The sequence below is a fragment of the Agromyces sp. H17E-10 genome (assembly GCF_022919715.1).
In the GTDB taxonomy this organism is placed as follows: Bacteria; Actinomycetota; Actinomycetes; order Actinomycetales; family Microbacteriaceae; genus Agromyces.
The window spans coordinates 547,173-572,892 of record NZ_CP095042.1; the positions used below are offsets into that span (position 1 = coordinate 547,173).

The 25,720-nt window shown below is 68.9% G+C and carries 23 protein-coding genes; 9 read left to right on the forward strand and 14 right to left on the reverse strand.

Annotation, left to right across the window (positions count from 1 at the left end; all coding sequences use genetic code 11):
• Window positions 1-46 precede the first annotated feature (46 nt).
• Genes MUN74_RS02560 through MUN74_RS02570 form a run of 3 tightly spaced genes read left to right on the forward strand, consistent with a single transcriptional unit; the run spans window position 47 to window position 3,028 of the window.
• Window positions 47-916, forward strand: a complete 870-nt coding sequence (locus MUN74_RS02560) for an ABC transporter permease (protein ID WP_244854812.1) — start codon at window positions 47-49, stop codon at window positions 914-916.
• A complete protein-coding gene (locus tag MUN74_RS02565) occupies window positions 900-1,646 on the forward strand; it encodes an ABC transporter ATP-binding protein (protein WP_244854814.1) in 747 nt (248 codons plus the stop codon). The genes MUN74_RS02560 and MUN74_RS02565 overlap by 17 nt, the downstream gene beginning before the upstream one ends.
• On the forward strand, window positions 1,643-3,028 hold the full coding sequence (locus MUN74_RS02570) for a bifunctional cytidylyltransferase/SDR family oxidoreductase (protein WP_244856319.1): 1,386 nt from the start codon (window positions 1,643-1,645) through the stop codon (window positions 3,026-3,028). Before MUN74_RS02565 ends, MUN74_RS02570 begins: the two co-directional genes overlap by 4 nt.
• A 72-nt stretch (window positions 3,029-3,100) precedes the next feature.
• Here MUN74_RS02570 and MUN74_RS02575 read toward each other — a convergent pair whose 3' ends face one another.
• Window positions 3,101-3,307 carry a hypothetical protein gene (locus MUN74_RS02575; RefSeq protein ID WP_244854816.1) on the reverse strand — a complete coding sequence of 69 codons (207 nt, stop codon included), beginning with the start codon at window positions 3,305-3,307 and terminating at the stop codon, window positions 3,101-3,103.
• Window positions 3,304-4,875 carry a class I SAM-dependent methyltransferase gene (locus MUN74_RS02580; RefSeq protein WP_244854817.1) on the reverse strand — a complete coding sequence of 524 codons (1,572 nt, stop codon included), beginning with the start codon at window positions 4,873-4,875 and terminating at the stop codon, window positions 3,304-3,306. The genes MUN74_RS02575 and MUN74_RS02580 overlap by 4 nt, the downstream gene beginning before the upstream one ends.
• A 184-nt stretch (window positions 4,876-5,059) precedes the next feature.
• Here MUN74_RS02580 and MUN74_RS02585 point away from each other — a divergent pair, with 184 nt between their 5' ends.
• Window positions 5,060-6,289, forward strand: coding sequence for a lipopolysaccharide biosynthesis protein (locus MUN74_RS02585; protein ID WP_244854819.1), 1,230 nt, complete (start codon window positions 5,060-5,062; stop codon window positions 6,287-6,289).
• A gap of 54 nt (window positions 6,290-6,343) precedes the next feature.
• On the forward strand, window positions 6,344-8,266 hold the full coding sequence (locus MUN74_RS02590; protein ID WP_244854821.1) for a glycosyltransferase: 1,923 nt from the start codon (window positions 6,344-6,346) through the stop codon (window positions 8,264-8,266).
• Window positions 8,267-8,323: 57 nt separating this feature from the next.
• On the opposite strand, the gene glf is transcribed toward MUN74_RS02590, so the two are convergent.
• From glf to MUN74_RS02605, 3 genes are read right to left on the reverse strand one after another with little or no spacing between them, the layout of a single operon-like run.
• A complete protein-coding gene (gene glf, locus MUN74_RS02595; protein WP_244854822.1) occupies window positions 8,324-9,475 on the reverse strand; it encodes a UDP-galactopyranose mutase in 1,152 nt (383 codons plus the stop codon).
• Window positions 9,472-10,773 (reverse strand): nucleotide sugar dehydrogenase, encoded by a 1,302-nt coding sequence (locus MUN74_RS02600; RefSeq protein WP_244854824.1) that lies wholly within the window; start codon window positions 10,771-10,773, stop codon window positions 9,472-9,474. Before MUN74_RS02600 ends, glf begins: the two co-directional genes overlap by 4 nt.
• A 57-nt stretch (window positions 10,774-10,830) precedes the next feature.
• Window positions 10,831-11,901, reverse strand: coding sequence for a glycosyltransferase family 2 protein (locus MUN74_RS02605; RefSeq protein ID WP_244854826.1), 1,071 nt, complete (start codon window positions 11,899-11,901; stop codon window positions 10,831-10,833).
• Window positions 11,902-11,974: 73 nt separating this feature from the next.
• On the opposite strand from MUN74_RS02605, the gene wecB reads away from it, so the two are divergent.
• Together wecB and MUN74_RS02615 are read left to right on the forward strand one after the other, a co-directional pair.
• Window positions 11,975-13,042 carry a non-hydrolyzing UDP-N-acetylglucosamine 2-epimerase gene (wecB, locus tag MUN74_RS02610; protein ID WP_305038262.1) on the forward strand — a complete coding sequence of 356 codons (1,068 nt, stop codon included), beginning with the start codon at window positions 11,975-11,977 and terminating at the stop codon, window positions 13,040-13,042.
• On the forward strand, window positions 13,035-14,198 hold the full coding sequence (locus tag MUN74_RS02615) for an acyltransferase family protein (protein ID WP_244854827.1): 1,164 nt from the start codon (window positions 13,035-13,037) through the stop codon (window positions 14,196-14,198). Before wecB ends, MUN74_RS02615 begins: the two co-directional genes overlap by 8 nt.
• Here MUN74_RS02615 and MUN74_RS02620 read toward each other — a convergent pair.
• The 9 genes from MUN74_RS02620 to MUN74_RS02660 are packed head-to-tail and all read right to left on the reverse strand — an operon-like array spanning window position 14,176 to window position 24,504.
• Window positions 14,176-15,342, reverse strand: a complete 1,167-nt coding sequence (locus tag MUN74_RS02620; protein ID WP_244854828.1) for a glycosyltransferase family protein — start codon at window positions 15,340-15,342, stop codon at window positions 14,176-14,178. The genes MUN74_RS02615 and MUN74_RS02620 overlap by 23 nt on opposite strands.
• Window positions 15,339-16,484 carry a glycosyltransferase family protein gene (locus MUN74_RS02625; protein WP_244854830.1) on the reverse strand — a complete coding sequence of 382 codons (1,146 nt, stop codon included), beginning with the start codon at window positions 16,482-16,484 and terminating at the stop codon, window positions 15,339-15,341. Before MUN74_RS02625 ends, MUN74_RS02620 begins: the two co-directional genes overlap by 4 nt.
• Window positions 16,485-16,527: 43 nt before the next feature.
• Window positions 16,528-17,619, reverse strand: coding sequence for a glycosyltransferase (locus MUN74_RS02630; RefSeq protein WP_244854831.1), 1,092 nt, complete (start codon window positions 17,617-17,619; stop codon window positions 16,528-16,530).
• Complete coding sequence (locus MUN74_RS02635) at window positions 17,612-18,805, reverse strand: glycosyltransferase family protein (RefSeq protein ID WP_244854833.1); 1,194 nt, start codon at window positions 18,803-18,805, stop codon at window positions 17,612-17,614. Before MUN74_RS02635 ends, MUN74_RS02630 begins: the two co-directional genes overlap by 8 nt.
• A gap of 27 nt (window positions 18,806-18,832) precedes the next feature.
• A complete protein-coding gene (locus MUN74_RS02640) occupies window positions 18,833-20,623 on the reverse strand; it encodes an ABC transporter ATP-binding protein (RefSeq protein ID WP_244854834.1) in 1,791 nt (596 codons plus the stop codon).
• Window positions 20,620-21,804, reverse strand: coding sequence for a glycosyltransferase family 4 protein (locus MUN74_RS02645; protein ID WP_244854836.1), 1,185 nt, complete (start codon window positions 21,802-21,804; stop codon window positions 20,620-20,622). Before MUN74_RS02645 ends, MUN74_RS02640 begins: the two co-directional genes overlap by 4 nt.
• Before the next feature lie 5 nt (window positions 21,805-21,809).
• Entirely contained in the window at window positions 21,810-22,796 is a 987-nt protein-coding gene (locus MUN74_RS02650; RefSeq protein ID WP_244854837.1) for a Gfo/Idh/MocA family protein, read from the reverse strand.
• Window positions 22,796-23,896: a DegT/DnrJ/EryC1/StrS family aminotransferase gene (locus MUN74_RS02655; RefSeq protein ID WP_244854839.1), complete on the reverse strand. Its 1,101-nt coding sequence runs from the start codon at window positions 23,894-23,896 to the stop codon at window positions 22,796-22,798. Before MUN74_RS02655 ends, MUN74_RS02650 begins: the two co-directional genes overlap by 1 nt.
• A complete protein-coding gene (locus MUN74_RS02660) occupies window positions 23,893-24,504 on the reverse strand; it encodes an acyltransferase (protein WP_244854841.1) in 612 nt (203 codons plus the stop codon). The genes MUN74_RS02655 and MUN74_RS02660 overlap by 4 nt, the downstream gene beginning before the upstream one ends.
• Before the next feature lie 72 nt (window positions 24,505-24,576).
• Between MUN74_RS02660 and MUN74_RS02665 the strand changes: the two genes are divergently transcribed.
• Entirely contained in the window at window positions 24,577-25,278 is a 702-nt protein-coding gene (locus MUN74_RS02665) for a glycosyltransferase family 2 protein (RefSeq protein ID WP_244854842.1), read from the forward strand.
• Between the two features lie 4 nt (window positions 25,279-25,282).
• Window positions 25,283-25,717: a DUF2304 domain-containing protein gene (locus tag MUN74_RS02670; RefSeq protein WP_244854843.1), complete on the forward strand. Its 435-nt coding sequence runs from the start codon at window positions 25,283-25,285 to the stop codon at window positions 25,715-25,717.
• The last annotated feature ends 3 nt before the right edge of the window (window positions 25,718-25,720 follow it).

Here is a 25,720-nt window from a genome sequence, read left to right on the forward strand (position 1 = left end):
GGGCGCTGGGCGTTCTTGCGGGATTCGGGCGAATAGAATCGTCGGGATGTCCAAGTCCGATTCCGTCGATCTGTCGGCGTTCTCCATACCCGGAACCAGCCGCGGCATCCTCGACGTCTTCGGGTACCGGTACCTGCTCCGGCTCCTCGTCCGCAAGGGCATCCTGACCCGGTACCACGGCTCGGTGCTCGGCTGGGCATGGTCGTACGTCAAGCCGACAGCCCAGTTCCTCATCTACTACATGGTCATGGGCGTCTTCCTCGGCCTGAATCGCGGCATCGAGGGATTCCCCATCTATCTGTTCTCGGGAATCGTCGTCGTCAACCTCTTCAACGAGGCGTTCGGCAACGCGACGAAGTCGATCGTCAACAACAAGGCGCTCGTCAAGAAGATCTACCTGCCGCGCGAACTCTTCCCGATCGCGGACGTGTTCATCGCGTTCGTGCACTTCCTGCCGCAGCTGACGATCCTCATCGTGGTCTGCCTCATCGCCGGCTGGGTGCCGACCGTGGTGCAGATCGCGGGCGCACTGCTCGCGATGCTCATCGTGGTGCTCATCGCGACGGGACTCGGCCTGTTCTTCGGCTCGATCAACGTCTCGTATCGGGACTCGCAGAACGTCGTCGAGCTCATCCTGATGTTCGCGACGTACACCTCGCCCGTGCTGTACTCGTTCAGCATGGTGCAGGCGAAGCTGCCCGGATGGCTCTACGACATCTACATGCTCAATCCGCTGACCTCGGCCGTCGAACTGTTCCATTCGGCGTTCTGGTTCCCGACGACTTCCGAGACCGCCGATCGCCCCGAGCACCTGCTGCTGTTCGCGCTGATCTCCCTCGGTGTCGCCGTGGTGACCCTGATCATCGGCCAGCTCGTCTTCCGTCGGTTGGAGGGGCGCTTTGCTCAAGAACTCTGAGCTCGACCTGCCGCGGATCGTCATCGAGGGCGTGAAGAAGACATACACGCTGCGGCACACCCATTCCTTCAAGGAGACGCTGGTCGCCCGCGCCCGTCGCCGACGGACGGCCACGTCGTTCGATGCCATCAACGACGTCAGCCTCACGGTCGGCGAGGGTGAGGCGATCGCGCTCATCGGCTACAACGGGTCCGGCAAGTCCACGCTCCTGAAGCTCGTCTCCGGAGTCCTCCGGCCGGACGCCGGCCGTGTCCTCACACGCGGCCGAGTGGCCGGGCTCATCGAGGTGGGTGCCGGGTTCCACCCCGATCTCTCCGGCCGGGAGAACGTCTACCTGAATGCCGCCATCCTCGGCATGTCCAAGGAGGAGATCGACGCTCGCTTCGACGACATCCTCGCATTCAGCGAGATCGGCGACTTCATCGACACCGAGGTCAAGCACTACTCCTCGGGCATGTTCGTGCGACTTGCGTTCGCGGTGGCCATCCACACCGAACTCGACATCCTCCTCGTCGACGAGGTGCTCGCGGTCGGTGACGCGCCCTTCCGCGAGAAGTGCAATGCGAAGATCCGCGAACTCGTCGCCGCGGGCAAGACCCTCTTCATCGTCACTCACGACCTGCACACGGCCTCCGAGATCTGCAACCGCGGCATCGTCCTGAGCAAGGGCGAGGTCATCTACGACGGGACGATGCCCGAGGCGATCGCAGCGCTGAAGGCCTCTCGATGAGCGCGACCATCGCCGTCGTGCTCGCAGGGGGCATCGGCGAGCGCGTGGGCCTCGGCATGCCGAAGCAACTCATTCGCATCGCCGGCAAGGCGATCGTCGAGCACACGCTCGAGGCGCTCGAGGCGAGTCCGCTCATCGATGAAGTACTCGTCATGATGAACGAGGCCTCGCTCCACGAGCTCGACCACCTGATGACCGATTCGCGGTTCTCGAAGGTCTCCGCCGTGCTCCCTGGCGGGGATACCCGCAACGACTCCACGCGCCTCGCGCTCGACGCGCTGCCTCCCCATGGCGAGACGAAGGTGCTCTTCCACGACGCCGTGCGTCCGTTCCTCGACGAACGAATCATCGAGGACTGCGTCAACGCCTTGGACGAGTTCGACGCCGTCGACACGGCCATTCCATCGGCCGACACGATCATCGAGGTCGATGAGCGATCGACCATCACGGGAATACCGCCACGCTCGCGTCTGCGTCGTGGGCAGACACCGCAGGCTTTCAGGCTCTCGGTCATTCGCCGAGCGTACGAGCTCGCCGCGGAGGACGCCGAGTTCGCGGCGACGGATGACTGCGGCGTGATCTTCAAATACCTGCCCACGGTTCCGATCAAGGTCATCGACGGTGCGCCGGAGAACATGAAGATCACCGAGCCGCTCGACATCCACATCGCGGACAAGATCTTCCAACTGCAGACGACGACGCTCACCGGCTCCGCGAGCAACTCCGAGGAGCTCGATCTCGCCGGCAAGTCGATCGTCATCTTCGGCTCGAGCTACGGCATCGGCGCGAGCATCGCCGAGCATGCCGCGTCGGCAGGAGCGGTCGTGCACGGGTACAGTCGCTCCGCAACGGGGACCGACGTCACCGCACGCGACGACGTGGCAGCGGCTCTTGCCGATGCGCGTTCGGCGGGACCGATCGATGCGGTGGTCGTGACTGCCGGACTCCTGGAGGTCAACCACCTCGCGACGACGTCGAAGGAAATGCTGCGCGCGACCGTCGAGACCAATCTGCTGGCGCCCGCGGTGATCGCGCAGGAGGCGTTCTCCCACCTCGAGGCGTCGGGCGGCCAATTGCTGCTGTTCACCTCGAGTTCGTACACCCGCGGGCGTGCCGGGTACAGCATGTACTCGGCGACCAAGGCGGGCGTCGTCAACCTCACGCAGGCCTTGGCCGATGAGTGGGCTGACATCGGCGTTCGAGTGAACTGCCTGAACCCGCAGCGCACGCGTACGCCCATGCGCACGAAAGCCTTCGGCGAAGAGCCTGCCCACACGTTGCTCGACCCCGAGCATGTCGCAGTGGTCGCCCTCCGGGTGCTCGCCTCCGGTCTCACCGGTCAGGTCGTCGATGTGCAGGTTGCGGAGGCGGCAGGGCACTGAGGGAGGGTTCGCCGTCCTGGTCGGCGTCGACGCCCCTCGGTCACCGGGAGAAGCCCGCAGATGAAGAGCAGGTCAGCCGTGTGCGCGGCCGCCGTCCTCGCGCAGGCGCTCGAACACGAGGTCGTAGAGCTCGGCGATTCGTCGGGAGTCGACTCGCAGCTCGTCGATCTCGGCGCGAAGCGCATCGATCTCGCCCTGCAGGCGCGCGATCTCTGCCGACTCGGGAACCGCGGGGCCCCGGTGCTTGAGCTTGCGCAGTGCCGCCTCGATCCGGTTCACCGTGCCTCCTCCCGGGCCACCGACGCGGCCACCTTCGTACTGTAGAGCCTCGTCGTCGCGACCATGCGCGGTCCGGCGGCGGTCCCCCGGACCTGATGCGCCTCGACCGCGCATTCGATGCCGAATGCCGATGCCTCCTCGCGCAACCACTTGAGCGGCAGATGCCACGTGTCGGGGCGGTCGTGATCGTAGACGAACGACGCGTTCACCGAGAACGAGGCGAGCGCCACCGAGCCGCCGTCGAGCAGAGCGCGCAGCAGCAGGAACGTGTTCGCCCGGGCCTCGCGCGTCAGCGTGTGGAGCACGTTCGACAGCAGGACGTGCCGGCTGCCGCCGACGGCGAGTTCGTCGGCGATGAACTCGAGCACCGCGCGGCGGTCGGCGAGATTCAGGCGCTGCACGACGAGTCCCTCACGGGCCGACGCCCTGGCGAGCGCGGCTCGCGTGTAGTCGACCGCGATCACCTCACGGCCGGCCCGTGCGAGCATCTCCGCGAGTTCTCCGTCTCCGCATCCGAGATCGATGACCCGATCTCCGGGTTTCGTCGCGGCGAGCAGACGTTCGACATCGCCGTGCCAGTGGCGCGAACGCCCGAGCGTGGTGTGGCGCTCCCAGAAGTCGCGGTTGAGGTCGTAGACGCCGAACCAGTTCTCGAAGCGACGGCGAGTCGACGACGGCGTCCGGAAGCGGAACGACGGATCGGGTGTTCGCCAGCCCGTGCCGTAGCAGAGCTCCAGCCAGGCGTCGCCGTCGGCGACCGACGGCACCGAGACACCTTCGAGCGTCACCTCGCCGAGCGGCAGCAGTGATGCGGGTGCGAAGGCGCCGCGTACGGCGATGGGCTGATTGTAGACACCGCGGTCATGGAAGCCGAGGAAGAGATCGACGTGCACGGCCGACGAGGTCGGACTCGGCGACGTCTCGTCGTCGAACATCACCTGCAGATGGGCGTCGCTGTGCCGCAGCACCTCGTGTCCGCGAGCGCGAATGACGCGCTCGAGCTCGTACGACGCGATCGACACGTCGGGCGGCGCCGCCTCCCCGAGGTAGACGAGCAGGTCGATGTCGTCGTCGTGCGCGAGGATGCGTCCCTCGCGGATCGCGCCGAGCAGCGTGCCGCCCGTGATCGCCGCGGTGTAGCCCAGCCCGACGAGGTCGTCGAGCACCTCACGCATCGAGAGCATCAGCCGCCGATGGAGCGCATCCGACGGGGCGTCCGTCAGCTTGCCCCACTTGTCGATGACCTGGCCGGCCGCGACGAGCTCGGCCAGGCCAACCGCACCCGGTTTCGCCGGCCACGAGTAGCGCCCTTCCGCGAGCGCGAGCCCGTTGCGCTGATCGCGCAGAACGATCGTTCCGGTGCCGTGGAGGTGCGTGTGCAGTACCGTCGGCCAGGAGACGTGTGCGGCCCGGCCTGCCGCCTCGGGCACCGGCGTGCTCCAGAGCTTGCGGCCGTCGATCTCCACATCGACCATCCGGCCGATCGCCGGCGAGTCGAACCGGATCGACAGTCCCCGCCGGCCGGCCCGGAGCGATGCACGCCTGGCACCGCGTCGGAAGAGAGTCACGAACACGCTTCCTTCGGTCGGCGGACGATTGGCCAGGGGATGCACCTGAGTCTATGCGAACGCGTCGATTCCGCTCATCCCCATCCTGTTCACACCGGGTGCATCCGTGAGGGAGAATAGCGGGAATGCGCGCGAGTCCACCGGGCGCCGACCGCCCGAACCCGAGACGCATGGAGGCGCACGCGTGAAGACGAAGACTGCGCTGCGCTACGCCGGCGGCTACGGCCTGTCGGTCGCGATCTCCGGCGTCGTCAGCCTCGCGGTCATCCCTGCGATCATCGTCGCGGCCGGCGCCGACTCGTGGGCGACGATCGCGGTGGCCCAGGCCGTCGCCGGGTTCGCCTTCGTGTTCGCCGTCTACGGCTGGGGGGTCGTCGGTCCGACCGAGGTCGCGAGCCGCCCCGACGCCGACCGCGGCGCGTACTACTTCGACTCCCTCCTCAGCCGGGTGTGGCTCTGCCTCGTGATCGTGCCGATCGCGATCGTCATCGCCGTCGTGATCGTCGACGGCGATGCGCTGCTCGCGGCGCTCACGGTGGCCAGCGGGGTGCTCGTGGCGCTCGGCGCGGGGTGGTTCTACGTGGGTGAGGCGAGCCCCATCCGATTCCTGCTCATCGACACGCTCCCCCGCATCGCCGGCACCGTGGTCGGGGCGATCGTGCTCATCGCGACCGGCGACGTCATCGCCTTCGCGGCCCTGCAGCTCGTCGGCGTCGTCATGTCCGCGGTCGTCGCGAACTGGAACATCCTCTCCAGATACCGCGGCTGGCGGTTCGGAATCTCGCCGGTCCGGGCCGTGCGCAATCTCGCCGGTCAGGCGAGCCCGGTCGCGATGTCCGCGACGGCCGCCGTGTACGTCAACGTGCCGATCGTGCTCATCGATCTGTTCCTCCCGCAGGCGACCGCCGTCTACGCCCTCGCCGAGCGCATCGTGCGCCTCGCCCTCTACTCGACGCGACCGATCGTGCAGATCGCCCAGGGCTGGGTGCCGAACCCGGTGCCCGAGGTTCAGGCGGCCCGTGCGCGGCGCGTCACCCTCGTCGCGCTCGGCCTCGGCGGTCTCGGTGGACTCGTCTACGCGATCGCGGGCCCGTGGATCGGCGACCTGCTCTCGGGCGGCACTCTCGTCATCCCGCTCGCCCTCGCCGTACCCATGGCCGTCAACCTCGCCGCGATCCTGGCCTCGCAGCTCACGGGGTTCGCGTGCCTCACAGCCTTCGGCCTCACCCGAGCACTCGCGACGTCGACGATCGTCGGCGCCGTCGTCGGCACGCTCCTCATGTACCCGCTGCTCCTCTGGATCGGCGCCCCCGGTGTCGCCTGGGGGCTCGCGGTCGCAGAGCTCTGCGTGCTCGGCGTGCAGCTCGTCACGCTGGCTCCCAGACTTCGCCGAATCGAACCAGTAGGCTCGTAGTCGCGCCGGGGGCCGCGGCGCGATTCCCACGAGAACCACACGGAGCACCGCAGCGTGAGCGCTACCTGGAACGAGATCCAACGCGTCGTCTTCCCGCAGGACGCCGACCCCGACGTCATCTCCCTGTACGTCGACGCCGATGTCTGGGCGAAGGTCGGCGACCGCGAGGTCCGGGTGAGCGACCGGGCCCACCTCGACGATGTGCTCGGCCGCGACCGGTTCCGTGTCTCATCCGGCGAGCGGGTCTCGTTCGCGAGCTACTTCAACGCGTTCCCCGCCTCCTACTGGCAGCAGTGGACGAACGTCGAGCGCGTGCGCCTCTCGGTCGAGACGTCAGGCGAGGGCACGCTGCTCGTGTACCGCTCCACGGCTCAGGGCGTGCCCCAGCGCGTCGCCTCCGAACCGTTCTCGGGCACGGTCCGCCACGAGATCGAGCTGCCCATCGTCACGTTCGGCGACGGCGGCTGGTACTGGTTCGACATCGTCGCCGGCGACGCCGAGGTGGTCGTCGCCGACGGACGCTGGCTGACGGATGCGCCCGAGGTGCGCAAGGGCGGCGCCTCGATCGGCACGACGACCTTCAACAAGCCCGACTACTGCGTGAGCACGCTCGAAGCGCTCGCGGGCGACGAGACCGTGCGCGAGGTCATCGACCGCATCTACATCGTCGACCAGGGCAACCAGCGCGTGGTCGACGAGCCCGGCTTCGAAGCGGTCGCCGCGCGGCTCGGCGACACCCTGACCATGATCGAGCAGCCGAACCTCGGCGGCTCGGGCGGATTCGCCCGCTCGATGGCGGAGACCCTCGATGCCGGCGAGAGCGACTTCCTCATCCTGCTCGACGACGACGTCACCGTCGAGCCCGAGAGCATCGCACGTGCCGTGCGGTTCGCGCGGCACACGACGCGCCCCGTCGTCGTCGGCGGCCACATGTTCGACCTGCTCAACCGCCCGGTCCTCCACGCCTTCGCCGAGACGGTCGACCTCAAGCCCTTCGTCTGGCACGCGCAGCCCCACGACGAGGTCCCGCACGACTTCCGCTTCTCGAACCTGCGCCAGACCCGGTGGATGCACGCCCGGATGGACGCGGACTACAACGGCTGGTGGTTCTGCCTCATCCCGACCGAGGTGATCCGCTCGATCGGCCTGTCGCTGCCCGCGTTCATCAAGTGGGACGACGCGGAGTACTGCCTGCGCGCCCGCGACGCGGGCTACCCCACCGTCACCCTGCCGGGCATGGCGCTCTGGCACGTGTCGTGGCTCGACAAGGACGATTCGATCGACTGGCAGGCGTACTTCCACGCCCGCAACCGCATCGTCGCGGGCCTCCTGCACTCCCCTTACCCGAACGGCGGCCTGCTCGCCCGCGACAGCGAGCGGTGGGACCTCAAGCACCTGCTCTCGATGCAGTACTACCCCGTGACGCTGCGCCACCGTGCGCTGCGCGACATCCTCTCGGGGCCGGCGCACATGCAACAGGGCATGGCGACCATTCTCGGCGAACTCCGTGCCGCCGCTGCCGACTTCCCCGAGAAGACCGTGCTGCGTCACGAGTCGGAGATCCCGATGACGGTCGAGGGCAAGCGCGTCTACCCGGTGCCGGCGACGACGGCCGGGCCCAAGGGCCCGCGCGGCATCCCCCTCGTGCTGTTCACCGTGCAGATGACGGTACGCCAGTGGTTCACACGCCCCGCACCGAAGAACGTCGCCGAACCGCAGGTCGAGCTCGCCAAGCGCGACGGCACCTGGTTCCGCCTGCCGCACTTCGACAGCGCCCTCGTCTCGACCGCCGACGGCTCGGGCAAGGTCCGCTACACGCGCGACCCGAAGACGTTCCGCCGGCTGCTGCGCGAGAGCCGTCGCCTGCACCGCGAACTGCGCAAGCGCTGGCCCGAGCTCGCCCGCGAGTACCGGGCCGCCCTGCCCGAGATCACCTCACCCGAACAGTGGGTGCCGCACTTCACCACGAAGAAGTAGCGGCGACGACAGCGACGGCCCCGAGGCATCCGCCCCGGGGCCGTCGCAGTTGCGGCGTCAGCGCGCGAAGCGCTCGACCAGCTTGTTCTGGAACATGCTGAGCGCCGAACCGATCGCCATGTGCATGTCGAGGTACTGGTAGGTGCCCAGCCGGCCGCCGAAGTAGACGTCGGGCTCCCCGTCTTGGAGGTCGCGGTAGGCGAGCAGCGCCGCGCGGTCTTCAGGCGTGTTCACCGGGTAGTACGGCTCGTCGCCGTGCTCCGCGAAGCGCGAGAACTCGCGCATGATGATGGTCTGGTCGGCGGTGTACTCGCGCTCGGGGTGGAAGTGGCGGAACTCGTGGATGCGGGTGTACGGCACCGAGGCATCCGCGTAGTTCATGACCGAGGTGCCCTGGAAGTCGCCGACCGGCACGACCTCGCGCTCGAAATCGAGCGTGCGCCAGCTGAGGTGGCCCGCCGACGAGTCGAAGTAGCGGTCGACCGGGCCGGTGTAGACGACCGGCACATTGCCGACGACCGCCGACTTGTTGATCGGCTGGGATGCATCGAAGAAGTCGGTCGACAGCTGGACGTCGATCTTCGGGTGGTCGGCCATGCGCTCGATCCACGCGGTGTAGCCGTCGACCGGCAGGCCCTCGTGGGTGTCGTTGAAGTAGCGGTTGTCGTAGTTGTACCGCACCGGAAGGCGGCTGATGACCTCGGCCGGGAGCTCGGTCGGGTCGGTCTGCCACTGCTTCGCGGTGTAGTCGCGGATGAATGCCTCGTACAGCGGGCGCCCGATGAGCGAGATCGCCTTCTCCTCGAGGTTGGCCGCCGACTTCGTGTCGAACTCGCCGGCCTGCGAGGCGATGAGCGCCCGCGCCTCGTCGGGTGAGTACGCGGCACCGAAGAACTGGTTGATCGTGCCGAGGTTCACCGGCAGCGGGTACACGACGCCGTTGTGGTTCGTGTACACCTTGTGCACGTAGTTCGTGAACTTCGTGAACCGGTTGACGTACTCCCACACCTTCTCGTTCGAGGTGTGGAAGAGGTGCGCGCCGTAGCGGTGGACCTCGATGCCGGTCGTGGGGTCGTCCTCGCTGTAGGCGTTGCCGCCGATGTGGTCGCGACGATCGATGACCTGCACGCGCAGGCCGAATTCGTTCGCGGCGCGCTCCGCGATGGTGAGTCCGAAGAATCCTGAGCCGACGACGACGAGATCGGTCATCGGACACCTCCACTTCCGATGACGAGCCGGGGCGTGCCGACCCAGTTCGCGGCCGAAGTGACGTTGCGACCGTCGACGACGAGGCGGGCGCCGGGCACGTCGCCCGACCCGAGGGTCTTGTAGTCGGCGTGATCGGCCTGCACGATCACGAGGTCGGCGGTCTCGCCCAAGTGGTAGGGCGCCCAGCCGAAGCGTGCGAGCTCGTCGTCGGTGTAGAGCGGGTCGTGCACGAGCACCTTCGCGCCGCGCGACTCGAGTGCGTCGACCGTCGCGAAGACGCCCGAGAACGCGGTCTCCTTCACGCCGCCGCGGTAGGCGGCGCCGAGCACCACGGCGGTGAGCCCGCCGAGGTCGCCGAGCACGCCGGCGGCCTGCGCGACGAGGCGTTCGGGCATCGAGGCGTTGAGGGTTCGAGCCGTGCGCACGATCTCGGCGTCGCGGTCGGTCGACAGGTACAGGCGCGGGTACACCGGGATGCAGTGTCCACCGACCGCGATCCCCGGCCGGTGGATGTGGCTGAAGGGCTGCGAGTTGCACGCCTCGATGACGGCGTACACGTCGACGCCGACCTCGTCGGCGTAGAGGGCGAACTGGTTGGCGAGGCCGATGTTGACGTCGCGGTACGTGGTCTCGGCCAGCTTCGCCATCTCGGATGCCTCGGGCGAACCCATGTCCCACACGCCGTTGGCGCGGGCGAGGTCGGGACGCTCGTCGAACTCGAGCACCGCCTCGTAGAACTCGACCGCGCGGCGCGTGCCCTCTGCGCCCAGCGCGCCCACGAGCTTCGGGTACTTGCGGAGATCTTCGAAGACGCGTCCGGTGAGCACCCGCTCGGGCGAGAACACGAGGTGGAAGTCAGTGCCCTCGGTGAGGCCCGACACCTGCTCGATCATCGGCTTCCAGCGGCCGCGCGTGGTGCCGACGGGGAGGGTCGTCTCGTACGAGACGAGCGTGCCGGGCGTGAGGTGCTCGGCGAGCGAGCGCGTCGCGGCGTCCATCCAGCCGAAGTCGGGCTCCCAGGTCTCGTCGTTCACGAACAGCGGCACGACGATGACGACGGCATCCGCCCCGGGAACGGCCTCGGCGTAGTCGGTGGTGGCGCGCAGGCGCCCTGCCGGCACGAGCTCGGCGAGCTTCTCCTGCAGGTGGGCCTCACCGGGGAACGGCTCGGTGCCGGCGTTCACCAGATCGACGACGGCCTGGTTGACGTCGACGCCGATGACCTCGTGGCCCTGATCGGCGAACTGCACAGCAAGAGGGAGGCCGATCTTTCCGAGGGCCACGACGGCGATACGCATGAATTCGAGTCTATCTTGGCGCGACCACCCGGAACTCCGCCGTCGGCCGTCGGGCGATCACGCCCGCCCGGCGAACCACGTCGCCGCGGCGAAGCGGATCGGCGCTTCCCGCGCCGCAACCCGACCGAGTCGCCTCGGCAGCAGCGCCGACGGCGTCGCGAACCGGCGTCGGGCTCGCGACCGCCGGTCGAGCTCATCGTCGGGCACCGAGGGGTCGAGGATGGCCGCGACGAGCGCATGATCCGCCCGGGAGAGCACCTCCGACGCCGCCGGGGCCAGCAGTCCGACGGCTCGGCCGACCTCGCTGAGCGATTCGCGATCCGCCGGGGTCCAGGCACCGGCCCGGTAGTGCGCCGTGCCGAAGATCGGAAGCCGCCACAGCTTGACGGCGATGGCGACGCGCTCGACCGCCGTCAGCCCTCGCACCCAGTCGTTCTCCAGCAGTGCCGTGACCGCTCGGAGCTCGACGGCGACCGGGCGCTTCGTGAACGTGACCCGTTCGGCATCGTCGTGGATCAGGTACTCGGCCCCGGACCGCACCCGAGCGATCCGTGCGCCCGAGAACCACAACCGGGTCGAGTACTCGAGGTCCTCGCCGGTCACGAGGCCCTCGGTGAACCGCAGCGAACCGAACCGCTCGCGTCCGATCAGGCCGAGCGGAGCGGTCCGATAGGCGAGGCGATCGCGAACCGCGTCGAGCCCGGTGGTCCGCAACGGTCGCGTCGGCGGCGTCGGGACACGCCGGCCGCCCGCGTAGCGAAGTGCCGGGATCACGACGTCGGCGCGGTCGCGCTCGGCCACGCGGAGCCACTCGTCGATCGCGCCGTCGGCGAGCTCATCGTCCGAACCCATGATGGCGAAGTACGGCGCCTGCGCCCGGTCCAGGCCGAGGTTGAAGGGTCCTGCCGGACTCGGAATGTCGTCGCGCAATCCGTCGAGGATCACGCGGGGATCGTCGACGAGCTCGCCGAGCCGCTCCGCGATTCCCGAGACCGGCGTGTTGTGACAGACCACGACGGCCCGCGCGACGGCGATCGAGGTGAGCACCGACCGCACCGCACGCTCGATCCGCCGCCGTGGATCATGCACGGCGATCACGACGTCGACCGCTGGGGTGGAGGGCAGCACGCTCCGACGCTATCAGCGCCGAGGCGCCGGGCGTCGCGGTGATCGGCAGCTTCCTGACCTAGAATCTCTGCACGTGAAGGTCGTCAGTGTGGTGGGTGCTCGCCCGCAGTTCGTGAAGCTCGCCCCCATCGCTGCCGCCGCTGCCGCCGCGAACATCGACCATGTCATCGTGCACACCGGCCAGCACTACGACCCGATGCTCTCGGACGTCTTCTTCGAGGACCTCGGCATCCCGACGCCCGACGTGCACCTCGGCGTCGGTTCGGGTGGCCACGGCGTGCAGACGGGCGCGATGCTCGGCGCACTCGATGCCGTGTTCGACGAGCACTCCCCCGACTGGGTGCTCGCCTACGGCGACACGAACTCCACCCTGGCTGCTGCGGTGAGCGCGGTGAAACTGCATCGTCCCCTCGCCCACCTCGAGGCGGGCCTCCGATCGTTCAATCGGCGCATGCCGGAGGAGCACAACCGCGTGCTCACCGATCATGCCGCCGACCTCTGCCTGGCACCGACCGAGGTGGCGATGTCGCATCTCGCGAGCGAGGGGCTGAGCGACCGCTCGGTGCTCGTGGGCGACGTCATGACCGATGTCCTCCACCAGGTTCGCGATCGCGTCGCGGGCTCGCCGTCGAGACTCGTCGAAGAACTCGGTCTGACACCCGGCGCCTTCCACGTCGCGACCATCCACCGCGCCGAGAACACCGACGACCCTGCGATCCTGCGATCGATCCTCGGAGCGCTCGCCTCGCTCGACCTGCCGGTCGTGCTGCTCGCCCATCCTCGACTCGTGGCGACGGCGGCCGAGCACGCGCTCGACCTGGGGCAGGGCTCGCTCATCGCCCACGCCCCGCTCGCCTATCCCGACCTGATCTCGGCCGTCCTCGCGTCTCGCAGCGTGGTCACCGACTCGGGTGGCCTCCAGAAGGAGGCGTTCCTCCTCCGCGTTCCCTGCGTCACCGTGCGAACCGAGACCGAATGGGTCGAGACCGTCGACCTCGGCTGGAACACGCTCGCGACCGATCCGCAGGCGATCACCGATGCCGTACGACGAGCGGCGCCACGACCGACCGATGCGACACCGTACGGCGACGGGCGCGCCGCCGAGCGCGTCGTCCGACTGCTCCTCGAGTCCCATGGCTGACGGACCCGTCGGGCTCTCGCCGGTCGTCCGTCCCATCCGGCTCGACTCGCTGACCGGCCTGCGATGGTGGGCCGCTTTCGCGGTCTTCGCCCACCACATGAGCAACCTGGCGCCACTGCCGATCCACGGCGCGCTGAGCTACGGCGCCTACGGTGTGACGTTCTTCTTCGTCCTCTCGGGTTTCGTGCTGACCTGGTCGGCCCGGGCATCGGTCGACGCGCCGACCTTCTGGTGGCGTCGGTTCGCGCGCATCTATCCCTCCGCCCTCGTCGCCCTGTTCCTCGCGATACCGGTGTTCTACAGCTTCGCGCCATCGCCCGAGGACTGGTGGGTCAAACCCTTCGACCTCGGCATCCTGCTGCTCTCCGTCGTGCTCATCCAGGGCTGGTGGCGCGACCCGACGATCCTGTTCTCCGGCAACCCCGCGGCGTGGACGTTGACGTGCGAGGCGTTCTTCTACGCGCTGCACCCGGCGATCAACCGCATCTTCAACCTCGTGCGCGCGCGCGGCGCGCTGCTCATCACCGCTGCAGTCTTCGCGGCGGCCCTCGCCTTCCGCATCTCGGTCATCCTCGAGCCGGGTTCCTGGTGGGCCGGCCTGCCGTGGCCCGTGATCCGACTCTCGGAGTTCGTGATCGGGATGGGTCTCGCCCGCGCGATCCTGATGGGATGGCGAGTCCGCATCGCGCCCATCTGGTGTTATCTCGCGAGTGCCGCGTTCCTCGGATTCGTCGTCATCGCCCCGCGCGTCGCTCCCGACAACGGATTCGTGCGCTTCGTCGTGCTGAGCGCGAACGAATGGATCATCGCGCTCTGCGCGCTGACGATCGCGGCCGTGGCGTGGCGCGACCTGCGCGGCCGATTCTCGCTGCTGCGCAAGCGCGTCCTGGTACTCCTCGGCGAGTGGTCGTACGCGTTCTACCTCGTGCACGCGACGGTCATCTACGGCGTTCTCGCCGTCGTCGGCGCTCGCGCGCCGAGCTGGGCGAACCTCGCCTGGTACGCTGCTCTGCTCGTGGTATCGCTCGGGGTCGCCGCAGCCCTGCACTACCTCGTCGAACGCCCCTGCGAACGCCTCCTGCGGCGGACCTGGGACGAACGACGCGCACGACGGGCGGCGGTCGACAGCGAGCTCAGCCCGGCCGCGACTCGGTGAGCGCGGTGAGCGCCCGGTCCCAGATCGCCACCTGAGCCTCGGCCGACAGCGAGACAGCCGATGCATCCGCTCGCCGCTTGAAACCGGTGACGGAATCGACGTCCAGCTCGTCGATGGCCCGCCCGAGAGCCGCTGCGCTGAAGTCGTCGGTGATCGACCCCAGCCCGTACTCGCGGACGTACGCCGCCATCTCGGCCGAGGGCCCCACCAGCACCGCGAGGCGGGCCTGCACGAAATCGAAGAGCTTGTTCGGCAGCGCCCACTCGTAGTTGAAGTTGACGGGCGGGAGCACGAAGACCCCGACGTCGTAGCCGTTCAGGGCTCGTACGAGCTCTGCATAGGGCAGGGGATCGTGCACCCGCACGCCCGGGACCCCGGCCGCCCTCGAGCGCAGCTCGGCGAGGTAGGCCGGGTCGTTGGGGGTCAGGTAGAGATCGAGCGTCACCGCTCGCGAAGCGACCTCGACTCCGTCGATCAGGGTCATCAGGTGCCGGTTGCGCAGGCAGGCACCCGAATGGACCAGCCGGATGGGGTCCTCCACGGGTGTCGGCGAGAGCGACAGGTACGGTGAGGCGTTCGTCACGACCTGCGCGTCGAACCCGAATACGCGTCGGTACTCGCGAGCGAGCCCTCCGCTCACCGTCGTCCATGACTGGGCGTGGGCGACGAACGTACGGCACATCCAGGCGATGAACGGAGCGACGAACCACCGCCAGCGAGGAAGCTCCTCCTTCTGACGCGGTGCATACTCGTGCAGATCCGCGTGCACCCCGTGTGTCGGGTGCAGCGAGAGGGCGAGCCCCACGGCGTCGACGTCGTTCGCGAGGACGACGTCGAACCGCATGTCCGACAGCGCACCGGCCGTCCATTCGATCGCCGGGCTCGTCCAGTACGCGTGACGATACCGCCGCAGGAGGAGGGCCGCTCGGTCGTACCGCCAGATGACCCGGTCTCCCGGCACCTCGATGTGCGTCACGTCCGGCGACGGCGACGGCCCGTACCCGCACGTCGTGACCTCGTACGACGTCGAGAAGTGCTCGACCTGCTTCAGCACCCGAGCATCTGCGGAGATGTCCGAGAACGAGAGGATCAACAGCGTCGGTCGGCGCCCTGCTGAACGCGCTTCGTCGCCGCGGCCGCTCATGCCGACGCTCCCGTCAGTCGACGGATCGCGGTCGCCCAGGGCGCGCTCTGCCGCTCGGCGGACAGCGGTTCGGCCGCCGCATCCGACTTGCCCTTCCAAGCCGCGACGTCGGCAGCGGTCACGGTGTCGAAGGTCGCCGCGAGCGCGTCGGCGTCGAAGTCCGACGTCACGCGTCCGAGCCCGTACCGGTCGACGTACGCGGCCATCTCGACCGACGGCCCCACGATGATCCCGAGGCGGGCCTGGATGAAGTCGAAGAGCTTGTTCGGCAGCGCCCATTCGGCGTTGAAGTTGACGGGAGGTCCCGCGAAGACTCCGACGTCGTAGGCGTTCAACGTCGCGACCAGGTCGGCGTAGGGAACGGGGTCGCGCACCTCGACGCCCTCGACGTCGGCGGCGCGGGCACGGAGCTCCGCGAGATGAGCCGGATCATTCGGGGTCAGGTAGAGGTCGAGCGTGAGGGCGGCGGACGACCGGTCGACTGCGTCGATGAGCGCGATGAGGTTGCGATTGCGCAGACAGACGCCCGAATGCACGAGGCGAACCGGCGACGCGACGGGTTGGGGCGAGAGTGCCGCGTACGGCGCCGCGTTCGTGACGACCTCGGGGCGGAACCCGAACTCCCGCTCGTACTCTCGCGCGAGCCCGTCGCTCACGGTCGTCCACGACGATGCCCTCGCGACGTAGCGCCGGCACACCCATTCCCAGAAGGGGCGGATCCGCCTGTTCCAGGCAGGATTCTCCTCGTGCAGGCGGGAGACGTACTCGTGGAGGTCCGCATGGACGCCGTCGGCCGGGCGCAGTTCCAATGCGACCGGAACCGATTCGACGTCATTCGCGAGGACGACGTCGAAGGTTCGGCCGGCGAGGGCCCGTCTGGTCCACTCGACCGCGGGAATCCGTCGGTAGGCTGCGCGATACTGCCGCAGGGTGATGCGCCTTCCGTCGAGTTCACGGGCGGCGAGGCCGTCGGGGATGCGGATGTGCTCGAGGCCCTCGCGGTCGAACTCGCCGATGCCGCACGTCGTCACGTCGTATTCACGGCGCAACAGGTCCACCTGTTTGAGCACCCGCGCATCACCGGCGATCGGTGAGAACGACAGGATCAGCACGTGCTTGCGTGGCGGCCGATGGTCGTTCATGCGGTGGATCCGTTCTTCATGGTTTCTGATGGCGGGAGGGCGCTCACGGCCACGTCCGGTACCGGAGGAATCGTCGGACCGCTCCCTCGCGATCGAGAGTGGCGAAGATGTTGCGCGGGACGAGGCGGGCGAAGCGCCCTGCGGCAGGTCGGACGCGTGCGATGTCGAGCACAGCGGCTGCAGACGCAGAACCCGATGCGAGCACATCGACGAGGTCGCGGTCGACGCGGGCGAACGGACGCACCGCGCCCGGAGCCAGGGCAACCGCAGCACGAGCGACCTCGCTGTATGCCTCGACATCCGAGGGCGACAGCTCATCGGATTCCGCTCGTCGGAGGATCGGGCCGAGTATGTGGATCCGAATGAGCTTGATGACGAGGCTGCGGGCTTTCGGGACGGTCAAGCCGCGGATCCACTCGCTCGCCAGGAGCATCCGCACGGCTTCGAGTTCGGTCGCCGCCGGCATGGGCGCCGCAGTCACGCGAGTCGCCGCGTCGGCACCGATGACATACGCGGGGTCAGCCGGGTGGAAGTCGACGCGAGCACCGGAGAACCACAGTCGCGACGAGAAGTCGATGTCCTCGCCGGAGGCGAGGCCCGGGGTCAGCGACAGCTCGAGCTCATCGATGAGGCGGCGTCGCAGGAGGGCGAGCGGTGCGGTGCGGTACGCCAGGCGATCTCGCACCGGATCGAGTCGCCGGACTCGCCCACGCCGCGCCAGCGGTGTGCGCACCGCCTCCCCCGACTGATGCCGCAACGGCAGCACGAGCGCATCGGGTGCGTCAGCGCCGAGACGGGCGGAGGCAGCCGCAACCGCCCCATGCTCGAGGAAGTCGTCGGACCCCATGATCGCGACGTAATCGGCCGTCGCGACGCTGAGCCCATGATCGAACGGGCCGGCCGGTGATCGTATGCCGTCGGAGTATTCGCGCCAGTCCACGGCTTCGTCGGCGAACGCCGTCCGGTCGAAGGCATCGGCGGAAACGCCGTGGCACACCACGATGACCCGAACCCCGTCCACACCGTCGTGCAGCACGGAGGCGATCGCCCGGGTCACCGGACGACTCGCGTCGTGAACCGCGATGACGACGTCGATCGTGGGCGTCTCTCGCATCTCCGGTGTCGTCTCAGCCATCGTCATCCCGAACCGTGCCGAGGAAGCGGCTCATCGCATCGGCCGAGAACCGTCCATCGTGGACTTCGCGCACGAATGCCGGCCCACGTGCGGCGACAGCCCTGGCCCCATCGGGATCAGCGACGAGTCGCCGGAGCACCCGCTCGACGTCGGCTCCTGCCGATTCGACGACCGGCAGCTCGAGGCCGGTTCGAGCGGAGACCGCCGAGCGCACCGGGTCGGCGACGTGTCCGACGACGACCCGGCCGGCCGCGAGCGCCTCGCACGCGGCGACGCCGTAGTCGCCGAGCCTGAACTGGTCGAGCACGATGTCGGCGCTGCGGTAGAGCTCCGGCATCTCCGCGGCCGGGACGCCGGTGACCCGTCGATACTCGATCAACCCTTCGCCATGCAGACGCGAGAGCGCGGGGTCGATGAGGTCCGAACCCTTGATACGACCGTTGCTCGGCGCATGCGCCACGACGGGACGCGCCCGAAGCATGGGGGGCTCGCCGCCGCTCCAGGCTTCGACGTCGATGACGACGGGCAGCCAGTCGGCCGACGGCATGTCGCTGAGGAGTCCGAGGGTCGAGACGAAGACCGGCAGTCCCAGGCGCTCGAGCAGTGCGAGATTGTCGGCAGCCTGGCGTTCGAACACGGCGGTCTGATCCCAGTCGGGCTGGAACGGTGAATCCGGATGCGTGGCCGCATGACGACTCGGCAACCGGAGGTCGCTGCCATGCGAGAGCATCGCCACCCGGACATCCGAAGCGAGGAGCTCCCGCACCTGCTGCTCGACGGTCTGGTCGTAGACGCGTCCGAAGAGATGGCGTTCGGCCTCGACGATCACATGGCTGAAGCCGCCGGTGACCGCCTCGCGCTGGGCCCTCTGCCAACTCTTCGAGAAGACGTACGCAGAGGCGGGAACCTCCACGTCGACGGGATAGCCGAACTCCGTGCCGATGCGATAGGCCATGCTGACCGCACCCACGCCGGGCAGCCGCTCGGCGGCGCGCGCCCACTGCCACCCCTGGCCGGCGAAGTTCACCGGCCCGACGAACAGGCGGATCGGGGTTTCGGGAGGTACGGCGACCGCCAGCGACGCCGGGTCGTAGCGCAGCCGGCCCGGAAGGATTCGGGCGAGCAGCGGTTCGGGCACCAGTCTGGTCAGTCGGCCGGCGACCGCAGTGAGGCCACGTGGAAGCATGCGACTACCCGGCCCGTTCCAGCCACGTCATCGGTCGTCCTCGGTGAGGCCGGCGAGCGCCGCCTGCTCCGCGAAGTCGGGCTCGTCGCGCACGACCTCGTCGAACGTGCCCGATGCGACGATGGTCCCGTCGCGCATGAAGCACACCTGATCGCTCTCGCGGATCGTCGAGAGTCGATGCGCGATCGCGATGACCGTGACCGACCCGTGCAGTTCACGAATGGCACGGGCCACTTCGGACTCGGTCTTCGTGTCGAGCGCGCTCGTCGCCTCGTCCATCACGAGCACGAGCGGGTCGTCGTAGAGCGCACGCGCGATGCCGAGCCGCTGACGCTGCCCGCCGGACAGCGACATGCCGCGATCGCCGACCGGGGCGTGGATGCCGCCCGGCCTCGACTCGATCACCTCGAGCAGCTGTGCACGCTCGAGCGCGCGCCTGACGCGGTCCTCGTCGAAGTCCGTGGTCCAGGTGAGCGCGACGTTCTGCGCCACCGAGCCGGCGAACAGCGCGACCTCCTGCGGCACATAGCCGACGCGGGAGCGCCAGTCCCGAAGCACGTCGTGCAGCGGAGTGCCGTCGATGGTCACGCTGCCCCGAGTGGGTGTCAGCAGGCCGAGGAGCACATCGACGAGCGTGGACTTCCCGGCGCCCGATGAGCCGACCAGACCGAGGCTGCTGCCGAGCGGGACGTCGAGGTCGATCGCGTGCACGGCTTCGAGGCTCGTGCCCGGATAGGTGAAGGCGACGTCGCGCAACTCGAGCCGCTTCGGTGCAGACCCCAGCGGCTGCCTGCCGAGCTCCTCCGCGGCGAGCGTGTGCCCCTCGGCGTCACGGATGTCGCGGATCACCGCGGTCACGATCGGCACGCTCGCCTGGGTCTGAGTCACCACCGACTGGAATCCCGTCAGGGACGGCACGAGTCGGAAGCCCGCGACGCCGAACAGGGCGATCGCCGAGAACGCCTCGGCGGGTCCGCCGATGAGCCACGCGAAACCGCCGATCAACAGGAAGCCGCCGACGAGCGCCGCGTCGAACACGAAGCGCGGCACCGCTCCGAGGAAGCTGAGGTTCGCGCGGGCCCGAGTGGTGTGGATGCGATTGTCGTGCACGACCTCCGCGACGGAACGGGCCGAACCGCGGAGTGTGATCTCCTTCAGCGCCGAGACCATATCGGTCATGAGCTCGGCCACCTTGAAGGAGTAGTCGCGGTTCACCCGTCCGGCGACGGTGGCCCGGCGGGAGACGAGCCAGTACAGCAGCAACGCGATCAGCCCCAGGTACACGAGTGTGATCGCGGCGGTCATCGGCTGGCTCACCACGAGGACGACCACGACGGCGACGAAGGTCGCGAGCATCGAGGGCAGCGTGATCAGCGGGATGAGGAAGCCGCCGATGATCGCCGCGATGCCGACATCGGCGAGCCGGACGAGCTGGGCGGTGTTGCGGCGCAGCCGCTCGGTCCACGGTGCCGTGATGTACGCGTCGAACAACTGATCGCCGATCCGCAGTTCGTACGCGGCGAACCGTCGCGTCGCGATCCATTGCAGCCCCGCCGCGAGGATCGATTTCACGACGATGAGCGAGCACACGACGACGAGCAACCAGATCGTCGAGTCGGGCTCGATGGCGCCGATGAACGGCAGTTGCAGCGGCTTGCCCTGCACCATGCCGGTCAACGAGACCGCGAGCAGCATGAGCGCGGCGATGTCGAGCACCGCGAGCGCGCTCGAGATGACGACGTAGACCCACAGGAATCGCCGGGCGCCGGTGGGCAGGAGCGGCAGCATGCTCCGGTAGGCCGACAGCACCTGTCTCATGAGCGGTGGATCCCTTCGGATTCGGATTGGCGCGGGCGGCGTGCCGCCGATTCGACGACGGCTGCGGCGGCACGTCCGGTCGCTGCGAGCGACGCGTGCGCCGCAGCCCATCGTGCGCGTGCGGTGCGCTCCTCCGGTCGGTCCGGCGCGATGAGCATCTCGGTGATCGCGACGGCGACGGATGCCGCATCCCAGTCGACGCTCCGGCCGAGCTCGGGCGTGATCACCTCGACCGACGCGCCCTGGCCGGCGAAGAGCACGGGCGTGCCGCAGGCGATCGTGGCGAAGATCTTCGTCGGTACCGCGAAGTCGTAGCCCTGTCCGGGCCTCAGGCTCACCGCGCCGATGCGCGCTCCGGCGAGGATGTCCGCCGCTGCGGCCGGCGGGACGGGGCCGCGGAACTCGATCGATTCGGGCGCGGTGCGCTCGGCGAGTTCGCGCAGGTGTTCCCAGGCGGTGCCCTGACCGAGGTAGATCAGCCTGGCATCGGGAACCTGCTCGAGCACGCCCGGCATGGCGCGGATGAAGACATCCGCGCCTTGCCACTCCGACGTGGTTCCCGCGTAGACGATCGTGGGGGGCCCGGCGGGTGGCTCGGCGCCGGGCGCGAACACGCTCGTGTCGATCCCGTTGCGCACGACCGTCACGACGTCACGGCGCGTGAGGTCGCGTACCCGGTCCGCGACTCCGTCGCTGACCGCGACGACCGCGGCAGCGCCTCGAAGTGCCCAGCGTTCGAGCGCGCGGACGCCCGCGACGATCCATCCGGGGGTACCCGCCGACTGCGCGGCATCCGACCAGATGTCGGCGGCGTAGTACACGTACGGACACCGGCGGACGGCGCAGACGAGCCGCACGACGGCCCCCGTGGTGGGAGGCGGCTCGGACACGACGACATCGCTCCGGCGTCCGAACAGCAGCCGGAAGACGAGTGGCACGTCGAAGCTGAGGTACTGGAGGTAGCCGCGGATCTGTCCGCGACGGTCACGCAGGACCGGTGCTCGCCGGACCGTCGGACCCGTCTGGTCGTCGACACCGTCCGTCAGACCGGCCGGCGCCGCGGACGTGAGCACCGTCACGTCGTGGTTCCGCTCGCGGAGACCGTCGGCGAGTGCAGCGAGCCGGAACGCGGCCGCAGCCGGCTCGGGCGTGAAGATCCGCGTGGCGATCGTGACGCGCATCGTAGTCAGAACTCGACGACGGAACCCGTCGCGGCGGAGGAGATCGCGCCCTCCACGACGACCAGGGTTCGCAGCCCTTCCTCCATGGTCACCACGTCGTGCCGCTCGCCGAGCACGGCGTCGCGGAACGCCTCGTGCTCGACGCGCAACGGCTCGCGCTTTGCGAACGCGAACCGCGTCATGTCGCCTTCGCTGACACCTCGGAAGGCCGAGACCGTCTCCCACTCGGTGGCCACGGTGCCGTTGCGGAAGAGCGTGAGGTCGCCGGTCGAGGTATCGGCCACGAACGCGCCGAGCTCGCCGGTGACGATCGTGACGCGCTCCTTCATCGGGCTCAGCCAGTTGACGACGTGATTCACGAGCACCCCGTTGCGCAGGCGGCCGGTCGCGAGCACCATGTCCTCGTACTCGCGGCCGCTCTTGTGGAGCGTCTGCGCTGAGATCGAGGCGTACTCGCTCTGGGCGACCCATGCGGTCAGGTCCACGTCGTGCGAACCGAGGTCCTTGACGACGCCGACGTCGGCGATCCGTGCGGGGAATGGGCCCTGTCGTCGCGTGGCGATCTGGTAGACCTCACCGAGGTCTCCGGCCGCGATGCGCCGACGCAGCTCCTGGAGAGCCGGGTTGAACCGCTCGATGTGGCCGACGGCGCCGACGAGCCCCCGAGCGGCGAAGGCATCGGCCATCTCGCGGCCCTGTTCGACGGTCTGAGCGATCGGCTTCTCGACGAGGGTGTGCACCCCGGCGTCGGCGAGCTTCATCGCGGCGTCGTAGTGGAACCGGGTCGGGATCGCGACGACCGCGAGGTCGATGCCGACCGCGATCATCGACTCGACGTCGGGCAGCACCTCGAGGTCACCGGCGACGCCGTGCGGATCGCCGCCCGGGTCGGCGATCGCGACCAGGTCGACGCCGGGCAGCTCGCGCAGCACCCGGGCGTGGTGGCGCCCCATCATGCCGACGCCGATGAGGCCGGCGCGCAGCCCGGCCATCAGGCGCCCGCCCCGGCGACGGCGTTCACGGCCTCGACGATGCGCTCGAGGTCGCGCTGCGAGAGCGAGGGGTGCACGGGCAGCGACACGACCTCGGCGGCAGCCCGTTCGGTCTCGGCCAGGTGCAGCCCGGGTGCGAAGTGCGCGAGCGACGCGAGACGGTGGTTCGGCACGGGGTAGTAGACGCCGCTGCCGACCGCGTACTCGTTCTTGAGGGCCGCCACGAAGCCGTCGCGGTCTTCGGGCACGCGAATCGTGTACTGGTGGTAGACGTGCACCGCGCCGTCGGCCACGGGCGGCACGACGACACCGCGCAGTTCGCGGTCGAGGAAGGCCGCGTTGGCCTGCCGGGTCTCGGTCCAGCCGCCGACCTTCGTCAGCTGCACGCGGCCGATCGCAGCGTGGATGTCGGTCATGCGGGCGTTGAAGCCGACGACCTCGTTCTGGTACTGCGCCTCCATGCCCTGGTTGCGCAGCAGTTTGACGTTGCGCACGAGCTCGGAGGTCTCGCACGTCACCATGCCGCCCTCACCGCTCGTCATGTTCTTCGTCGGATACAGGCTGAACATCGCGAACCGGCCGAACGTGCCGACCTTGCGTCCGCCGAGCGAGGCGCCGTGCGCCTGCGCGGCGTCTTCGAAGAGCGCCAGACCATGGCGGTCGGCGACCGCCTGCAGCTCGTCCATGTGCGCCGGGTGACCGTAGAGGTGCACGGGCATGATGGCCTTCGTGCGCTCGGTGACGGCGGCTTCGACCGACGCGGGGTCGAGCGTGAACTGAGCCGGTTCGATGTCGGCGAAGACGGGAGTCGCCCCCGTGAGCGCGACCGAGTTGGCCGTCGCCGCGAACGTGAACGACGGCACGATGACCTCGTCGCCCGGTCCGATGCCTGCGGCGAGCAGCCCGAGGTGCAACCCGGACGTGCCCGAGTTCACGGCGACCGATTCGCGACCGTCGACGAGCGTCTCGGCGAACTCGCGCTCGAAGGCGGCGACCTCGGGGCCCTGGGCCACCATGCCGGACTGCAGCACCCGGTCGACGGCGGCTCGTTCGTCGTCGCCGATGATCGGCTTCGCGGGCGGAATGAACGACTCGGTCATGCGTTCTCACTCATCTCTCTCAAGACCCCATCGGTCTCGACGTACTCGGCGCCCGTCGCGGGACAGCGCCAGATCTCTCCGTCGGCCACGAGCCGTTGACCGGCCTTGCCGACCCACCCGAGGCGTCGGGCGGGCACGCCGGCCATCAACGCGAAGTCGGGGACGTCCTTGGTGACGACGGCGCCGGCAGCGATCGTCGACCAGGCACCGATCGTAACCGGTGCCACGCAGACCGCCCGGGCGCCCACCGAGGCTCCCTCGCGGATCGTCACGCCGACGGGCTCCCAGTCGTGGGCGCTCTTCAGCGTTCCGTCGGGGTTCACCGCCCGCGGGTACGTGTCGTTCGTGAGCACGACGGCAGGTCCGATGAACACGCCGTCGGCGAGCGACGCGGGCTCGTAGACGAGTGCGTAGTTCTGCACCTTGCAGTTGTCGCCGAGTCGAACGCCCGTGCCGATGTATGCGCCGCGGCCGATCACGCAGTTCTCGCCGAGCACGGCCTGCTCGCGCACCTGGGCGAGGTGCCACACCGAGCTGCCGTCACCGATGGTCGCTTCGGGCGAGACATCTGCGGAGTCGACGATGCGGGCGCTCGAAGGTGTTGACAATCTGTGCTCCTCATGCGGTCCGGGCAGCCGCGGCTGCGCAGACAGCCTACCGTGTTCTGCAAGAATGGCCTGATGGACAGTTCCGCCCGCACCGACGCCCGGCGGCACTCCGACGACACCTGGATCGTGATCCCCCTCTACAACGAGGAGACCGTCATCGGCCGTGTCGTCACCGAGCTCCGTGAGCACTTCGCGCACATCGTCTGCATCGACGACGGCAGCACCGACGGCTCGATAGCGGCCGCCGAGGCCGCGGGCGCCCGCGTCGTCCGTCATCCCGTGAACCTCGGCCAGGGCGCTGCCCTGCAGACCGGCTTCGAGTATGCCGTGAGGCAGCCCGGTGCGAGGTTCCTCGTCACCTTCGACGCCGACGGCCAGCACCGCATCGAGGACGCGATGCTGATGCTCGACCTCGCGAAGCAGGACGACGTCGCGATCGTGTTCGGGTCGCGGTTCCTCGACGACCGCACCAACCCCGGCGTGCTGAAGCGCATCGTGCTGAAGACCGCCGTGAAGGTGACCAACCTCACCACCGGGCTCAAGCTCACCGATGCCCACAACGGCCTCCGCGTCATCCGCAGCGACGCCGCGGCGCAGATCCACCTCGAGCAGGACCGCATGGCACATGCCTCGGAGATCGTGCTCAAGCTGGGTCGAACCAAGCTCCCGTGGCGGGAGTTCCCGGTCGAGGTCCTGTACACCGACTACTCGAAATCGAAGGGCCAGTCCCTCCTGAACTCGGTCAACATCCTCGTCGACCTGCTGGTGAGGTAGCGCCATGTGGATCCAGATCCTCCTCGTCGTCGGTGTCATCCTGATCGGCCTGTTCCTCGCCCGGCCCACGGCGGGCGACAGCCACCTCGCGCTCCGACGCCTCTTCATGGCGGCGTTCGTGGTCGTGGCGATCGCCTCGATCCTCTTCCCGCAATGGCTGAGCTGGATCGCGAACACCATCGGCGTCGGCCGTGGTGCCGACCTGATGCTCTACGCGCTCATCCTCGCCTTCCTGGTGTTCGTGGCGACGACGTACCGACGCAACGTCCAGGTCAATCGACGCATCACGCTGCTCGCACGACAGATCGCCCTCACCCAGGCCGAGACGGAGGACGCGCGCGGCGACTCGGTCGCCGAAGGCGCCGCACCGGACGCCGAACCGACGGCGACGGCGCAGCCGGCTTCGACGCAGCCGGCGAACGACGCCCGGCACGACTGACGA

Excerpts from the sequence above, each read along its gene's own strand:
- MUN74_RS02560 (WP_244854812.1), top strand. The coding sequence starts at position 47 with ATGTCCAAGTCCGATTCCGTCGATCTGTCGGCGTTCTCCATACCCGGA.
- MUN74_RS02570 (WP_244856319.1), top strand. The coding sequence starts at position 1,643 with ATGAGCGCGACCATCGCCGTCGTGCTCGCAGGGGGCATCGGCGAGCGC.
- glf (WP_244854822.1), bottom strand. The coding sequence starts at position 9,475 with ATGACCGATCTCGTCGTCGTCGGCTCAGGATTCTTCGGACTCACCATC.
- MUN74_RS02600 (WP_244854824.1), bottom strand. The coding sequence starts at position 10,773 with ATGCGTATCGCCGTCGTGGCCCTCGGAAAGATCGGCCTCCCTCTTGCT.
- MUN74_RS02615 (WP_244854827.1), top strand. The coding sequence starts at position 13,035 with ATGGCTGACGGACCCGTCGGGCTCTCGCCGGTCGTCCGTCCCATCCGG.
- MUN74_RS02620 (WP_244854828.1), bottom strand. The coding sequence starts at position 15,342 with ATGAGCGGCCGCGGCGACGAAGCGCGTTCAGCAGGGCGCCGACCGACG.
- MUN74_RS02625 (WP_244854830.1), bottom strand. The coding sequence starts at position 16,484 with ATGAACGACCATCGGCCGCCACGCAAGCACGTGCTGATCCTGTCGTTC.
- MUN74_RS02630 (WP_244854831.1), bottom strand. The coding sequence starts at position 17,619 with ATGGCTGAGACGACACCGGAGATGCGAGAGACGCCCACGATCGACGTC.
- MUN74_RS02635 (WP_244854833.1), bottom strand. The coding sequence starts at position 18,805 with ATGCTTCCACGTGGCCTCACTGCGGTCGCCGGCCGACTGACCAGACTG.
- MUN74_RS02640 (WP_244854834.1), bottom strand. The coding sequence starts at position 20,623 with ATGAGACAGGTGCTGTCGGCCTACCGGAGCATGCTGCCGCTCCTGCCC.
- MUN74_RS02645 (WP_244854836.1), bottom strand. The coding sequence starts at position 21,804 with ATGCGCGTCACGATCGCCACGCGGATCTTCACGCCCGAGCCGGCTGCG.
- MUN74_RS02650 (WP_244854837.1), bottom strand. The coding sequence starts at position 22,796 with ATGGCCGGGCTGCGCGCCGGCCTCATCGGCGTCGGCATGATGGGGCGC.
- MUN74_RS02655 (WP_244854839.1), bottom strand. The coding sequence starts at position 23,896 with ATGACCGAGTCGTTCATTCCGCCCGCGAAGCCGATCATCGGCGACGAC.
- MUN74_RS02665 (WP_244854842.1), top strand. The coding sequence starts at position 24,577 with ATGGACAGTTCCGCCCGCACCGACGCCCGGCGGCACTCCGACGACACC.
- MUN74_RS02670 (WP_244854843.1), top strand. The coding sequence starts at position 25,283 with ATGTGGATCCAGATCCTCCTCGTCGTCGGTGTCATCCTGATCGGCCTG.